The organism is Corynebacterium sp. HMSC061H03, from assembly GCF_001838215.1.
Taxonomy (GTDB): domain Bacteria; phylum Actinomycetota; class Actinomycetes; order Mycobacteriales; family Mycobacteriaceae; genus Corynebacterium; species Corynebacterium jeikeium_D.
In genome coordinates, this window is record NZ_KV836080.1 from 20,281 (window position 1) to 35,729 (window position 15,449).

Here is a 15,449-nt window from a genome sequence, read left to right on the forward strand (position 1 = left end):
GGCTAGCCGAAAACAAGAAGGCAATCGAACCTGTCGATACAATGACGCTGATCGAATCGTATCTTGAATCGTAAGGTGGAAGCAGGGAGGCAGCATGAGCATCTCGATGCATCTGGATGAGTACATGGCGCGTCGTGGCATAGTTCCCGACGACACTGTGGTCAACGATGATCCCTGCGCAATCTTCGACGGCAAAGTCGAGCGCGACGGTAGGTCGCAGCAGGACCTTGAAGAGTCAGAGCGGCGCTTAGAAGAAGCGGAGTCCGCAATTCTTGATGTGCTAGGCGATTAACCGAGGAAAGATTGAGCGTTCTCGTCGCCCATCGACACACATTCCGGATGTGATGTTCATCACCGATTGGGTGTAAGCTAGCGCGGTCTTCGCGGCTTGATTTTTCGCCGCCGGTACCGCCGCAGTGGTGTTATGCAAGGAAACGTTCAGTAGGGGAACACTGTTTCCTACCTGCGAAATTCTTTCACTTTTGAAGCGCCGAGTCCGCTGATCTTGTGGTCGTGTCAAGTCCCTGGTTTCTAGGGTTACAAAATTTTTCACTTTGCTGGCGCCGCAAAACCACATCAGAAAAACATGATGGAATCCTCATGATTTATGGCATAGTGTCCTGGCAAGGATTTGGAAACAAAAGATGTTTTCATTTCGTACTCCACAAGACAAGGACCTCAGCCACGTGAAATACGAAAAACTCGCCACTTTGCAGACCAATGTTGTAACTGCTCCAGATCTGGGTACTTTTGCAGTTACTTTCGCCGGTCAATCGCAACCATGGCTGGACACTCTCTCCAGCGTCATGGCCAGTGGCAACTCAAAGAAACTACGGGAAGTTTTCACTCGCGCTGAGGAACTGCTCGCACCGCTTGACGACGATCTCATCGGCCAGCTTCCCGCAGGTTTCGACCCCTTTGGTTGGGCAATCTCACTCGTGACAGACGACCCATTTACCGGAGATACAACCAACCCTGCAGTCAGCGTCCCAGGCATCGTCTTGGCACAGTTGGGCATTGTCGAGTTGCTGGCAAAGCAGGGAATTAATATCACCGAAGCGGTAGCGGTAACCGGTCATTCGCAAGGTGCTCTTACCGCTGAGATTGTCGCTCATCCAGAGAAGGCAGCAGAACTGCTTGCACTAGCTCGTCTCATTGGTGTGGCATGTGCGCGCGGAAGTCGAGTGGCAGGATTTGGACGCGCGCCGATGATGAGCATCTCTGGCCTGACTGTCGAGGAGCTGGAACCTTTCCTCTCCCAGGACTGTGTCATCGGTCTGAAGAATACGCAGACCACCAGCGTAGTTATCGGCAAGCAAGATGAACTAGAACAGCTGGCAGAGCAGCTCACAGCGAAGCAGCAGGGGCGGGCTGTCGAATGTACAGTTTTGCCAGTTAGCGGCGCATTCCATCACCCAGCACTGGCGCCTGCTGCGGCATGGGTAGTGGAGCGAGCTGAGCGCATTGGGCTGGATGCAGAAACAGCTGACCGGCTTGCGCGTGCAATCTTGGTTGACTCCAGCGATTGGAGCGCCGAGGTGCGGGGGCTCATCGACCAAGGGGCAACCACCATTTTGGATCTGGGGCCACACACGGGCGTCGTCAAGCTGACAGAACGTAACGCTGAAGGGTATGGCGTGGCGGTGATTTCTGCGGCAACAGCTGCGGGGAGGAGCATCCTGTCTGAGAGCGACATTGAGCATCCGACATCGTGGCTGGAGTTTGCACCGCGGCTGGTCACTGGAGACAAGCCTCGTGTCGAGACGAAGTTCACCAAGTTGACCGGGCGCTCGCCAATTCTGCTCGGCGGTATGACCCCGACAACTGTTGACCCTGAAATTGTGGCGGCTGCAGCGAATGCCGGGTTCTGGGCGGAGCTGGCCGGTGGCGGCCAGGTCACGCCGGAAATTTTCGAGGCTAATGTGGCGCGACTCTCCGATCTGCTCGAGGAGGGCCGCAGTGCACAGTTCAACACCATGTTTTTGGATCCGTACCTGTGGGGTTTGCATATTGGAAGTCGGCGTTTGCTCCCGCGTGCAGTGTCGGCGGGTCGACCGATTGATGGTGTCACCATCTCTGCCGGGATACCCGAGGTGGACGAGGCGGTTGAGCTAGTAAAGCAGCTGCGTGAGGGCGGAATTCCGCATGTCTCCTTCAAACCGGGCACAATCGCACAAATCGAGTCGGTGCTCGAAATCGCGGATACCTTGGCGCAGCAGGGCACGGCGTATCCAATCATCATGCAGGTTGAAGGTGGGCGTGCTGGTGGCCACCATTCCTGGGAAGACCTCGATGATCTGCTGATTAACACTTATGCAAAGATTCGCGAGCGAGATGTAGTGCTTGCTGTTGGCGGTGGTATCGGCAAGCCAGAACAGGCCCGTGATTATCTGATGGGCACGTGGTCGACACGTTACGGGTTGGCGCCGATGCCGGTCGATGCTGTCATCATCGGCACAGCTGCGATGGCGGCAAAGGAGTCGACCGCCTCTGAGTCCGTGAAACAAATGCTTGTCGACACCGTCGGCACTGACAACTGGATCCCCGCTGGTAGCGCCATGGATGGCATGGCGTCGGGGCGTAGCCAGTTGGGTGCTGATATCCACGAAATTGATAACGCCGCAGCACGCGCTGGCAGATTGCTTGACGAAGTCGCAGGTGACGCCACTAAGGTGACCGAACGTCGCGCAGAGATCATCGAGGCAATTAACGCCACCGCGAAGCCGTACTTCGGAGATATCGGCACCATGACGTATGCCGAGGTGCTGAATCGCTATCTCGAATTGTGTGCGCCCGAAGGGACGTTCCTCGATCCGACGTGGTCGACGCGCTTCGTCGCACTCGTCGACCGCGTAGAGGCACGACTGAATGCAGTCGACGCGGGCACGTTTGACGCGCTTGCCGACAGCGACAGCTTGCGCACCCGGCCGCAGACCGAAATCTCGCGACTATCCGGCCTGCTGGACCTGGATACCCAGCTCCACCCAGCAGATGTCACCTTCTTTATCTCTGAGCTCTGCCGCACACCTGGCAAACCTGTGCCATTCGTTCCGGTTATCGATGATGAGGTTCGTCGCTGGTGGCGATCGGACTCCCTATGGCAGGCGCATGACTCTCGCTACGATGCGGATCAAGTCTGCATCATCCCAGGGCCGCAGGCTGTTTCGGGCATTACCCGCGCGAATGAGCCAGTAGCGGAGATTCTGGGTCGGTTTGAAAAAGCTACCGCACAGGCATTGATGGATACCGGCTACCTGCCGGAGGGGCCTGTTGACGCTCTTAGCCGGATGCTCGCAGCACCTGTGATTTGGTGGGCTGGCCGACAGCAGCCGAACCCAGCGCTGGCACTTGGGGCGGAACATGAGTGGGTATGTGTATCTGACGCAAGTGATGTCTCTCGTTCGCAACGCCTGGAACACCCAGGCACGGGTGCCATTTTGGAGACCATCGGAGCTGATGGCAGCAATGATGAGGGCGGGGAGGCGCTCGTCTGGGCACAGCTGACCGTTCCGCTGCCCGATGCTGCGGGTGAGAATACGAAACTGCGAATTCGCCTGTGTCAGAGTGCAGCGGTGGGCGCAGCGCCCGTCGTTAAGCATGAGGATGCGGCGGCCGCGATGCGGGAGCTGACGCGAATCGCAGCTGGCGGTGAGCTTGCAAACATCGTCGATGGGGTCGCGGAGTGGGAATCCGTGTGGGATCCGATGGCGATGGCTGACTACGATGCGGTAACTATTGCAGCTGCCGGCGATGAGTCACAGGCGACGGTGCCGGACGCGTTGGTTGGGCATGCTTGGCCAGCGATTTTTGCGGCAGTCGCGCAGGCGCGTACTGAGACCGGCATTGATGTTGTTGAGGGCATGCTCGCGCTTGTTCACCTTGAGCATCACATTCGTATGATTGGGGCTCTGCCGCAGGAAACCACAACGCTGCGGATTAGTGCGCGTGTCGACGAGGTCGTTGATACGGACTTAGGGCGACTAGTTGTGGTGCGCGCGGAGGTTCGTGATGGCGATACGCTGCTCGCCACCTTGAGTGAACGCTTCGCCATTCGTGGCCGAAACGGCGGCGAGACAGCACGGACCAATACTGTGCCATTTCCAACGGTCATGGACACGCCACGGAGTTTCCGCGGTGCGTTGACCGTGGAAGCGCCTAAGGCGATGGAGCCATTTAGCTGTGTTACGGGCGATCGCAATCCTATCCACGTCGATTCCCGTGCAGCAGCGCTAGCTGGTCTACCAGGAGTTATCGTCCATGGAATGTGGCTGTCGGCGATGGCTGAGCATGCGGCTGTTGCCACGTCGGATGCCGGCATTGGCAATCGGGTGATTGAGTTCACTGCGACTATGCTGAGCCCGGTTCTACCTGGACAGGAAGTGCAATTCTCTGTCGAACGCCGTGGTTTTGATGACCGTCCAGGCACCGGTGAAGTCCGCGAAGTCACGGCCACAGTAGATGGCGAGCTGGTATTGACCGCCACTGCTGTAATTGCCGCACCGACGACCGCATATGTCTTCCCCGGTCAGGGGATTCAATCACGGGGGATGGGGCTGTCTGCTCGGACTCGTAGCGTGGCGGCCCGCCGCGTGTGGGACCAGGCTGATGCGATGACCCGAGAGAAACTTGGCTTTTCCGTACTGGCTATTGTCCGGGACAACCCGGTAGAGGTGGTCGTGGATGGTGTGCGCTATTTCCACCCAGAAGGTGTTCTGAATCTGACTCAGTTCACCCAGGTCGCCATGGCGACGTTGGGGCTGGCACAGGTTGCGGAGCTCCGTGAAGCAGGACTGCTGGATGAAACAGCTCACTTTGCGGGACACTCTGTCGGTGAGTACAACGCGCTGGCGGCTTTCGCTGGTGCGCTTGACGCAGACGCCGTGTTGGAGGTTGTCTACCGCCGCGGTTTGACCATGCATGAACTGGTCGAACGTGATGAGCAGGGGAGGTCCAACTATGGTTTGTGCGCCCTGCGTCCGGACAAGATTGGCGTAGGCGAGGACGAGGTCACCGAGTTTGTTAATCGGTTGTCGCAGGAAACTGGTGAGTTCCTCGAAGTCGTAAATCTCAACCTGGCAGGCAAGCAGTACGCCGTCGCCGGCACCGTCGCGGGGCTTGCGGCACTGGCTGAACAGTGCGAGCGCCGCAGCTCGGACGGCAAGGGATACGTGCGTATCCCAGGTATTGATGTGCCATTCCACTCCAGTGTCCTACGCGACGGTGTGGATTCCTTCCGTAAACACCTGGAGCGGCTGCTGCCAGCGGAAATCGCTCCAGAACGCCTGGTGGGACGCTATATCCCGAATCTCACCGCGACCTCTTTTGAGCTGACTGAGGAGTTCGTCCGCCAGATGGCTGCAGTTGTCGACTCGGACATTCTGGAAAACATCCTTGCCGATTTCGACACAGCTGCTGAAAACCCGGCGCGCCTTGCCCGCATGTTGTTGGTCGAGCTGCTGGCCTGGCAATTCTGCTCACCGGTGAGGTGGATCGAAACTCAGGATCTGTTGCTTGAGGATCTCGGTGTCAGCCGCATTGTTGAAGTCGGTGTAGGTACAGCGCCCACACTGGCAAACCTGGCTGCCCGTACCTGCCAGTTGCCCCGTCACAGAAGCCGTGACATTCGAGTGCTCAATCTCGAACGTGACGCTGATGCAGTGTTTATGCGCGACCAAATTCAGCCGGAAAAGACTGCGCCCGAGTCGGAGGTTACAACGGCGCAGGACACGGCGCAGGCTCTACCTGGAGAAACAGGAGCAGCGGGAGCAGCGGCGCCGGCGGTATCCGCCGACGAATCCGCGGCGACCGAACAGGCAACCACGATCACGAGTGTTGCCACTCCGGCTACCGAAGTTGCTGATATTGCCGTCAGCCCGGCACAAGCGCTGGAAGTTCTTATTTGCCAGTGGACGAAGGTGCGTCCCGACCAGCTCGGCGCCGCCGACTCCATTGAGACTCTGGTCGATGGAGTCTCATCTCGGCGCAATCAGCTGCTGCTCGATCTCGGTGTGGAATTCGACCTCGGTTCAATCGAAGGGGCCGCAGATGCGGAACTGACGGATCTAAAGGACAAGATCGATAGCTTGGCCAGTGGGTATTCCGCATTCGGCCCAATTCTCTCCGAAGCCATTGCCGACGGTATTCGCCGGATTACCGGTCCCGCTGGTGCAGGCGCGAATTACATCGATGACTATGTGCTGGGTGAATGGCAGCTCGGTAAGGGGTGGGCAACCGCGGTCAGCGCCGAAATGATGCTCGGTACTCGCGAGGGTGCATCCCTGCGCGGCGGCGATCTTGCGCATCTGGCTCCGGCCGCCCCAACCAGTACTGCTGAACTCAACCAGCTGATCGATGAAGCGATCCTTGCGGTCGCCGCGCAGCGAGGTGTTTCTGTCGCTAAGCCATCGGCAAGCGACAGCAGTGCTGGAATGGTCGACTCGGCTGCACTCACTGAGTTTGCAGATAAACTGACAGGCCAGCAAGGTATTCTTGCCACCGCTGCACGCACGATTCTGGAGCAACTCGGCCACGAAATTACCGGTGCCATTGATTTCGATGCCGAAGACGCGGACAGCAACCTGGTAAATCTCGTCACCGCTGAACTCGGCGCGGACTGGCCGAAGCTGGTCACCCCGACCTTTACGTCCACCAAGGCAGTGCTTCTCGACGACCGCTGGGCCACCTCCCGCGATGACCTAGCACGCCTATGGGCAGCCGCTGTTGAGGACGTGGCTGAAACCGCGCCGGGCAGTATCCACGAAACCGCAGTCGAGCAGGCACAGTGGTGGGCTGCTAAGGCAGACGCGGCAGGGCGGACACAGTTGGCGAGTATCTACCGACAGTTGGCGGATGAGGCCATCACGAATGTGGATGAACTATCGATGAATGCCGACATCGCAGTTGTTACCGGCGCATCGCCAAATTCGATTGGCTCCGCTGTGACTGCACAGTTGCTGTCTCAGGGAGCAACCGTTGTTGTCACTACCTCACGCCTTGGACACGAGCGCCTGAGCTTCTACAAGCAGCTCTACCGTATGCATGCGCAGGGCGATGCGAAGCTGTGGGTGGTACCGGCGAACCTGTCCAGCTTCCAGGACCTGGATTCCCTTATCGACTGGATCGGAACCGAGCAGACTACGACGATTGGCGCGGAAGTGGTTGTGACCAAGCCCGCACTGTCACCGACGCTGCTATTCCCGTTCGCGGCACCTACGGTCTCAGGCTCGCTTGCCGACGCCGGTCCTGCGTCCGAGACCCAGATGCGTCTACTTCTGTGGTCGGTGGAACGGCTCATCGCAGGGATGTCAGCACTTGGCGGGGACAATAATCTGGAACATCGTTTGCATGTGGTGCTGCCGGGTTCACCGAACCGTGGTCGCTTCGGCGGCGATGGTGCCTATGGTGAAGCCAAGGCCGCCCTCGACGCAGTGGTGGCGCGCTGGAATGTGGAGGACTCTTGGCGTACCCGCACCACTCTGGCTCATGCACAGATTGGTTGGGTTCGAGGAACCAACCTGATGGGTGGAAACGACCCGTTGGTGGCTGCAGTGGAAGCAAAGGGAGTTCGCACCTTCTCCACCGAAGAAATGGCAGCTGAACTCATTGAGCTGGCGAGCTCGGAGGCTCGGAAGAAGGCACAAACCCGCCCGATTCAGGCCGATCTCACCGGCGGATTGGGTGAGGTGGACCTCAACATTGGGCAATTGGCACAGGAGGCTGCACAGGCGGCCGCCCCAACAGATCAAAACTCCGAGGTCTCTAGCGGGGCGCGCTCGCAGGAGCCGTCGTCAAGCCGTGTCCTGAGCGGCCTGCCAAGCCCACGTCGACCAATTCCGCAGACAACACCGATCTTTGGTGACATCGCGGCGGCTCCGGAGGACATGGTGGTCATTGTGGGCGCTGGTGAGCTTGGGCCGTACGGTTCTTCCCGGACGCGCTTTGAGGCTGAAGTCGATGATATTTCTGCAGCAGGAATTGTGGAATTAGCCTGGTCAATGGGGTTGATTTCATATGAGGGTGGCTGGCGCGACGCCGACGGGCAACCGTTGGCAGAAAGCGACATTGCTTCGCGCTATCGCGATGAAGTGCTGGCGCGAGTTGGTGTGCGTCGTTACGCCGATGATGGCGATTTGGTTGATAATACGATGACTGAGCTGACCACGGTCTACCTGGATCGTGCGTTGAGCTTTGCTGTGCGTGACCGCGCGGCAGCGGAGACTTTTGTCAGTTCCAACCCGGACAACACCACTGCGAGCTTCGATGCCGAGACAGGGCAGTGGCTTGTGACACGTGCCGCTGGCACGCCGGTTCAGGTTCCACGCCGAATGGCGATGAGCCGCTATGTTGGCGGTCAAATTCCGCAGGGCTTTGACCCGGCACGCTACGGTATCCCGGCAGACATGATGGACAATCTGGACCGCGTGAGCTTGTGGAACCTTGTCTGTACTGTCGATGCGTTCTTGTCATCGGGCTTCAGCCCAGCGCAACTGCTGGAAGCGGTCAACCCGGCGCGAGTGTCGTCGACACAGGGCACAGGTATTGGTGCGATGGAGTCGCTGCGCAGTCTCTACATCGACGGCCTGCTGGGGCAACCGCGAGCCAATGACGTCCTGCAGGAAGCATTGCCAAATGTTATTGCCGCCCACGTTATGCAGTCGTATGTCGGTGGCTACGGTCAGATGATTCACCCTGTCGCAGCCTGTGCGACGGCAGCGGTGTCGGTGGAGGAGGGCGTCGACAAGATAGCCCTGGGTAAGGCAGACTTCGTTGTCGCGGGTGGCTTCGACGACCTGTCCACAGAGGGAATCACAGGTTTCGGCGACATGGCCGCCACCGCTGAGTCCGCCACCATGGAAAACAAAGGCATCGACCATGCGTACTTCTCCAGGCCGAACGATCGTCGACGCGGAGGCTTCGTGGAATCGCAAGGCGGTGGCACGGTGCTGTTGGCTCGCGGAGACATCGCTCGTGACATGGGGCTCCCCGTGCTCGGTGTCGTCGCATACGCCCAGTCTTTCGCCGACGGCGCGCACACATCCATTCCGGCGCCGGGTTTGGGTGCGCTAGCGGCCGCTCAGGGCGGTGAGAAGTCTCGGTTGGCTCGCGCCCTTGCAGCACTCGATGTCACCGCGGATCAGGTCGCGGTGCTGTCCAAGCACGATACCTCGACCAATGCCAACGACCCCAATGAGTCCGAACTGCATGAAAGTATTGCAGATGAACTCGGTCGCAACCGCTCGAACCCGCTGCTGGTGGTCTCGCAGAAATCGCTGACCGGACACGCCAAGGGCGGAGCTGCAGCGTTCCAGATTATTGGTCTGACCCAGGTTTTGCGCAGCGGCATTGTGCCAGGTAATCGATCGCTGGATTGCGTCGATTCCGCATTGGCTGAGCATTCTCGTCTGGTATGGCCAACGAAGGCAGTCAATTTCGGCAATACGCTGCCGCTGAAGGCTGGCTTTGTTACCTCGCTCGGGTTCGGACATGTCTCGGCACTGGTGGCAGTCGTCCACCCGGAAGCTTTCTACCAAGCGATAGTGCAGCACGATGGCGCTGAGGTCGCGGAGCGTTGGCGGTCCGCAGCGCACGAACGCGAAGCGGCTGGTCTGCGTCGCATTGATGAGGCTATTTACGGTGGGGAAGCCCTCTACGAGCGTCCACGCGAGCGAAACCTCGCGGACGGTGGTCGGTTCGGTTCACCCGCTGCATTGGAAAAGGCAGTTCTGCTTTCCGACGGCGCCCGCATGATCGATGGTGTCCTCCAGCCATGATTGGCGTGGACCTCGTCTATATTCCGGGCTTCGCAGAGCAGCTGAATATGACAGGCAGTCAGTTCGCGCAGGCGGTTTTCACACCTGCGGAGCTACTGATAGCTAGACGCCGCGGAGCAGTCGGCGGCGCGCTGGCGCGTCACTTAGCGGGCCGCTGGGCTGCGAAGGAAGCCTTCATCAAGGCCTGGTCGCAGACTCTCTTCGGCAGCCAACCGCCGATTGCGCGCGATCAGCTGGACTGGCGGGAAATAGAGGTGCAGCCGGATGCTTACGGTCGCGTGAGCATCAGTCTCCACGGAGCTGTGAGCCGCCATTTCCACAATCAGGAGTGGCAGCTGGGGCCGTCGTTAAGCATCTCGCACGACGGCGACTACGCAATCGCCGTCGTACGCCTGGACTAGTCCGGCGCCGTGCTAGTCGACGGACTTCTGACGGCGACCGACCAGGATGCCGGCACCGAAGATTAGCGCGCCCAAGATTGCGCCAGTTCCGGCGACTGCGGCGGTTTGGAGCGGGGAGTTGGCAGCGGCCTGCTGAGTCTGCACATCAACTTCGTCGAGCTCATTACCGGAAGCGTTGGACTTTGCGGAAGCCTTGCCAGATGCCTTGGAGGAGCCGCTGGCCTTGGACTCTCCGGTCTTGGCGGCACCGGCCTTCACAGCTTCTTCGCGTTCCTTCGCGGAGCCGCCGACGCTGAGGTCCGTGGCCGTGTCCTGGCTGCGGTCGGAGGAACCGTGAGCAGCAAAGGTGTAGAGCGCGCAGTCATTTTCGACGCAGTTGGCGGCCGAGGTGACGGCCTCGACATTGAGCGTAGTAGAGAAGCTGCCGTCGGAGGACATCTGGGAGGTGCGGACAAACTCAGCGGCGGAGAAAGCATCAGCGTTGGTGGTGGAGAACTTGTTCTTCTCAGCCACTGCGACGTAGATGCCGTTGCCGCTGGTCTTGAATCCGCTGCCGGAGACGGTAATTGCGGTGCTGCCCGATGGGTTTAGTTCCGTGGTGGACAGGCTTACCGACGGGGTGCCGGTCGAGGAGCTGCTGCCGTTGGAGCTGCTGGAGCCGCTGGAAGCGTTGGTGCTACTCGTTCCACTAGACCCTGTGCTGCCACTGGTGCCGGAGCTTGCGCTGCCTGCAGACTGTGAGGAGCCACCGCCGGACGGCAGGGTAGCGTCCTGCTTGGCAGCTCCGCCGGCAAACGATACCGCGGTCGCTGTGTCCTGGCTGCGGTCGGAAGAACCGTGAGCAGCAATGGTGTAGACCGAGCAAGCGTTCTGCATGCAGTCTGCCGTGCCGAACTTCGCGCTGACCGGAAGATCCACGCTGAAGCTGCCGTCGGACTTCAGGTTGCCGCGAGAGGTAGACACAAACTGGGTATCCGGGCCGAAGGAATCGGCGTTGGTCACATCCATCTGGTCATTTTGCGCGATACCGACGTAGATGCCCGGTCCAGAGGTCTTGAATCCCTTGCCTTCGACTCGAATGGTGTCGCCGCTCGGGTTCAAGTCTGAGGTTTTGGACAGGCTCACCGATGCGTTACCCCGTGACTGCGACGGTGACTGCGAGCCCGACTGTGACTGCGAGCCCGAACCAGTGCTCTGGCCACCGCTCGGTGCCGCGCCGGTGGAACCCTGCGATTGAGCAGCCTGGGAAGAAGCATCCGCCTTGAAGGTGATGGGGACCCACTGGTCATTGCTGCGGTCAGAAAGATTAGGGAACGCGGTAAAGGAGGCTACGTAGCACTGGGTGGAGGTGCAGTCGACATCGCCAAAGCTGGTCGCGACCTTCATCTCCTGCGTAAAACTTCCGTCAGCGCCGACCGTGACCTTGGCCGCTTCGCCGTAGGTCGAGGGGTAGCCCGACTTTGGCTTCTCGATTGTCTGAGCCAGGTAAATATTGGCGTTAGCGGGGTAGCCGACTCCCTTGATGGTCACGGTGGCGCCGTCGGACAAATCGGTGGCGGGGGTCACGGAGAGCTGGCGTTCAGACTGATCGGTGCTACCGCCGAGAAGGTCGCCGATGCCGGGGAACGAACCGCCGAGCTGTCCAATCGATGGCAGTGACTGTGCCGATGCGGGGACTGCGGGTAGGAATCCCGTACTCACTACGATTGCCGAAGCTAGAACAATAGAGCGGGGAAGCAGGCTCCGTCGGAAAGCGCCCTGCGTCGTGGACATGTGAACCTCTGATTCTGTTTGGGATTTCCGGCGCAGGCGCGGCGAAAAACAGGGAACCCCACCGCGCTGACCAGAGTAAAGCGTAAACTAAGGCAAGCCTACCCTCCGCGTATTGATAAGGGCAATAAATGCCCCTGCCGAGGTGGGCGAGGAGTGCTCACTAGTCTGCTGCCTCTGCGACGCTCATGAGATAAGAGATTGTCATGCGTTTGATTTCCTGCACCGTCAGCTCGTAATGGGCTTCCCGCTCAGCATCGCTTCCCGGATGGTCCACCGCATAATTCAGCAGGGCGTACGTGGCGTTAATCATGAGGTCGGAGATGAAGTTCAGTTCCGCATCGCTTGACGACGGCACCAGCGGGCGCAGCACCTTTGAAATCTCGTTGACCAGGCGTGACTTCGTATCTTCTGCAGTCGCGCGTGTGGCGGGCGTTGATTGAACAGCCAGCCATACGGCTCTTCTAGAAACGTCCTCGCGCCAGAGTTTTGCCAGGTGATCGATGAACTCCGAGAGAAACTCCGGCCATTTCAGGGTGGGGACTGTTTCGCCGAAGCGTGAGACTTCCTCGATGACGGCCTCGGTGTCCTGACGGTCGAGCTCGCAGATCATCACATATTTGTTCGCGAAAAATTGGTAGAGCGTGCCAATGGGGATGTCTGCAAGGCGAGCGACCTCGTCGAAAGTGAAAGACTCAAACCCGTGCTCGATGAGTACTGTGCGTGCCGAGCTGAGCATGCGTGCGTATCGCTCTCGGCTGCGTTGCTGAGCCGGAGTGCGACGGGGACGAAGAATGTTCGGTGCGTCCGGGGATTGAGTCACTACTACAAAACCGTCTAATCGGGATGATGTGGGATGAGAGTTTGGGGCCGAGGCCAGAGCAGGCCTTGTGGCCAGCTAGCTTTCGGAAGCCTGTGTTTCCACGCCCAAATCACGTAGTACGCGCTGGACGTGCCCCTTGGCGCGAACGTTGTACCAGGCCTTTTCAATTTCGCCTTCGGCATTGACCAAGAAGGTGGAGCGGATGACGCCCTGGACAATCTTGCCGTAGTTCTTCTTCTCGCCGAAAGCGCCGAACGCGGTCATGGTTTCCTTGTCCGGATCGGACAGGAGGGTGAAGTTCAAACCGTGGTCCTCACGGAACTTTGCGAGTTTCGCCGGCTTGTCCGGAGAAATACCTACGACAGGAATGCCGGCATCATTCAGGGCTGCGGATTCATCGCGGAAGTCGCATGCCTCAGTGGTGCAGCCTGGGGTGTTAGCCCGCGGGTAAAAGTAAACCAGCACGGGCTTGCCAGCGTAGTCCGACAGAGAAACCTGCTCTTCAGCGTCGTTGAGAAGAGTAAACGCTGGGGCAGGATCGCCAGCTTCCAGTCGGATGTTGTTCTGGCCGTATTCTTTGTCGCTGGAGGAAGAAGTAGTCATGGCTTAATCGTATCGACTCTGGAGCGGTGCGTGGCGACTCTGAAGTAATGCGTTGAGTTTTTCCCCGTGCTCGCCCACGTTGCTGTAGTGGAAGTGTTAGTCTTTTAGGCGAACAATCACTTTAGATATTCAACTTTTTAGGGAGTTTACGTGGCTCGCAGCATTGAAGATATCCAGCGCGATATTGAGCGTAACCGTAACCAGCTCGCCCGTACTCTGGATGAGCTAACCGTGCGAACGAATCCGAAGAACGTTGCGGATGACGCAAAGACCCGCGTTCTCGATGCTCTGAATGAGCCGAAGGTGCAGGCAGCACTGGGCGTCGTTGCCGCACTCGTTGTTGGCGGCATCGCAATGGGCATTCGTCGCAACCGCAATCGCAGCAAAGAAATCGACCGCATTCGCGAGATGATTGAGACTGCTGCTAAGTAGTTTTTCGGTATTCAGCGCACGCGCCTTAGGCTGTGCCCTAGAACATTAGGGCTTTTTGTGTATTCGTGCATGGAGTAAAACAGGCGTTATACGGACGAGTCGCACTTGCTCTGCTGGGGTTCCGTGTGTAGCTCGAAAAACCGAGTGTCAGGGGGGGCAGGTCACTAAGTCCGTGGAATGCAATATGACCGGGAGAGTGTTTCCACCTTCCCGGTCTTTTTCGTGTGCTATCAGGGACTCGAGCCCAGAGGGGACTGATGTCAATGACGGAGGAATATCGAAGCAGGTAAAAGTGCTTCTCGTTCGTTCTCGGTTCTGGAAAAACATACCGTACAACCGTGGAGCACTTTTGAATTATATGTGGTTTCGGTATACGCCATGATGCAAGGTAACCACCGGCGGGCACACCTTACGAAAGCAGTGACTGTATATGGTTATCGAACATTGCCTGATCGATGGCTATTGCTACAGCCGCTCCAGCCCCAGCAGCTTGAGACACTTGATCAGGAGAACTCACGACATTTCCGACAGCCCAGATGCCAGGCTGAGAGGTTTTGCCATTCTCTACCTTCACCCAACCGTTTGAAACAGCGCAGCCCACTTGGCGCAGTAGAGCATCGTTTGGAATAAACTTCGGTCCAGTGAAACATGCCTCGAAGCGGGTGCACCCCTCAGGCGAACTGATTTCTATGCTTTCGTTGTCATCTGGCACTGCGGAGACTGTCTCGACAGAGGAAGAGGCAATAGATACTCCGCACGCATTTAGTTGTTTGTGCTGACTGGCCGGCAGCTCCATTCCATTGAGAAATAATGTTACCGAGCGCGCCCATTTAGTCAGAAGGCAGGAAATTCGATATGTGAATTCTGGGTTCTCACCGCCTACGATGGCAATATCCTTTCCTCGGACTTCGTAGCCGTGGCAGTAGGGACAATGAAAAACACGTTTCCCCCAAAGTTCGGACAGGCCAGGCACCTGAGGTAACTCGTCGGTAATTCCTGTTGCAATAAGAACATTGCTAGCAGAAACTCCCATTTTGTTTGATAGTTCTGCAGTCCAATCTCCGTTTGGCTCTTTGCTCAGTTTTTCGACGCGCCCCCGAGTGATGGTTCCACCAAAAGATTCGAACTCTTGGTGCCCTCTTTTGAGGAGTTCTAGCGGCCTGACGGCATCAACCCCCAGTATTCCGTGAGCGTGTTCGCTAAAGCGGTTCCTGGGGTTCCCATCGTCGATTATGCAGACATTACGGTTGGCTCGTGCGAGATTAATACCAGCAGCGGTGCCGGCAGCGCCTCCTCCCACGATAAGAACATCAAACTTCATGTAGGAAGTCTCCTTTCATGTTGTTGCTATTCCGATTCCTGCAGCAGACGTTTGCACACCATGAGTGGTCTAGCAACTACTGGGAGAGCATCTCAAGAAACATTGGAAGGTATCCGGACGATGACGGATTCAACTAGCCCGTTCTTTTGTAACGTGGGAACTAGCAGGGCATAAAAGGCGATTATCGGGTTAAGCAGCTAAACTGACTAGCCCAAAACTTGTGGGCTGCACGTGTGTGGTACGGGCTGCAAATGTGAAACTGTCCGAGTTTATGGCACTTTCAGCTCACTTTTCGGGTGGTAGGTTCAGGCGGTGAATGCATCACCACT

8 protein-coding genes are annotated in these 15,449 nt (G+C 58.2%); 4 read left to right on the forward strand and 4 right to left on the reverse strand.

Going from position 1 to position 15,449, the window contains the following annotated elements; genetic code table 11:
• Window positions 1-94: 94 nt before the first annotated feature.
• From HMPREF2787_RS08640 to HMPREF2787_RS08650, 3 genes are all read left to right on the forward strand, one after another.
• Window positions 95-292, forward strand: coding sequence for a hypothetical protein (locus tag HMPREF2787_RS08640; protein WP_070859013.1), 198 nt, complete (start codon window positions 95-97; stop codon window positions 290-292).
• A 394-nt stretch (window positions 293-686) separates the two neighbouring features.
• Window positions 687-9,770, forward strand: coding sequence for a type I polyketide synthase (locus tag HMPREF2787_RS08645; protein ID WP_070859021.1), 9,084 nt, complete (start codon window positions 687-689; stop codon window positions 9,768-9,770).
• On the forward strand, window positions 9,767-10,171 hold the full coding sequence (locus tag HMPREF2787_RS08650; RefSeq protein WP_070859014.1) for a holo-ACP synthase AcpS: 405 nt from the start codon (window positions 9,767-9,769) through the stop codon (window positions 10,169-10,171). Before HMPREF2787_RS08645 ends, HMPREF2787_RS08650 begins: the two co-directional genes overlap by 4 nt.
• A 12-nt stretch (window positions 10,172-10,183) precedes the next feature.
• On the opposite strand, the gene HMPREF2787_RS08655 is transcribed toward HMPREF2787_RS08650, so the two are convergent.
• The 3 genes from HMPREF2787_RS08655 to bcp form a co-directional block, all read right to left on the reverse strand.
• Window positions 10,184-11,944: a neocarzinostatin apoprotein domain-containing protein gene (locus HMPREF2787_RS08655; protein WP_070859015.1), complete on the reverse strand. Its 1,761-nt coding sequence runs from the start codon at window positions 11,942-11,944 to the stop codon at window positions 10,184-10,186.
• 160 nt (window positions 11,945-12,104) lie between these two features.
• Window positions 12,105-12,680, reverse strand: a complete 576-nt coding sequence (locus HMPREF2787_RS08660) for a TetR/AcrR family transcriptional regulator (RefSeq protein WP_246824264.1) — start codon at window positions 12,678-12,680, stop codon at window positions 12,105-12,107.
• A 159-nt stretch (window positions 12,681-12,839) separates the two neighbouring features.
• Entirely contained in the window at window positions 12,840-13,367 is a 528-nt protein-coding gene (gene bcp, locus HMPREF2787_RS08665; protein ID WP_070859017.1) for a thioredoxin-dependent thiol peroxidase, read from the reverse strand.
• Window positions 13,368-13,517: 150 nt separating this feature from the next.
• Between bcp and HMPREF2787_RS08670 the strand changes: the two genes are divergently transcribed.
• Window positions 13,518-13,799: a DUF3618 domain-containing protein gene (locus HMPREF2787_RS08670; protein WP_005511166.1), complete on the forward strand. Its 282-nt coding sequence runs from the start codon at window positions 13,518-13,520 to the stop codon at window positions 13,797-13,799.
• A 409-nt stretch (window positions 13,800-14,208) separates the two neighbouring features.
• On the opposite strand, the gene HMPREF2787_RS08675 is transcribed toward HMPREF2787_RS08670, so the two are convergent.
• Window positions 14,209-15,120, reverse strand: coding sequence for an NAD(P)/FAD-dependent oxidoreductase (locus HMPREF2787_RS08675; protein WP_070859018.1), 912 nt, complete (start codon window positions 15,118-15,120; stop codon window positions 14,209-14,211).
• Window positions 15,121-15,449 lie beyond the last annotated feature (329 nt).

What these genes read in the sequence shown, in the direction of transcription:
- HMPREF2787_RS08640 (WP_070859013.1), top strand. Translation starts at nt 95, where the DNA reads ATGAGCATCTCGATGCATCTGGATGAGTACATGGCGCGTCGTGGCATA.
- HMPREF2787_RS08650 (WP_070859014.1), top strand. Translation starts at nt 9,767, where the DNA reads ATGATTGGCGTGGACCTCGTCTATATTCCGGGCTTCGCAGAGCAGCTG.
- HMPREF2787_RS08655 (WP_070859015.1), bottom strand. Translation starts at nt 11,944, where the DNA reads ATGTCCACGACGCAGGGCGCTTTCCGACGGAGCCTGCTTCCCCGCTCT.
- HMPREF2787_RS08660 (WP_246824264.1), bottom strand. Translation starts at nt 12,680, where the DNA reads ATGCTCAGCTCGGCACGCACAGTACTCATCGAGCACGGGTTTGAGTCT.
- bcp (WP_070859017.1), bottom strand. Translation starts at nt 13,367, where the DNA reads ATGACTACTTCTTCCTCCAGCGACAAAGAATACGGCCAGAACAACATC.
- HMPREF2787_RS08675 (WP_070859018.1), bottom strand. Translation starts at nt 15,120, where the DNA reads ATGAAGTTTGATGTTCTTATCGTGGGAGGAGGCGCTGCCGGCACCGCT.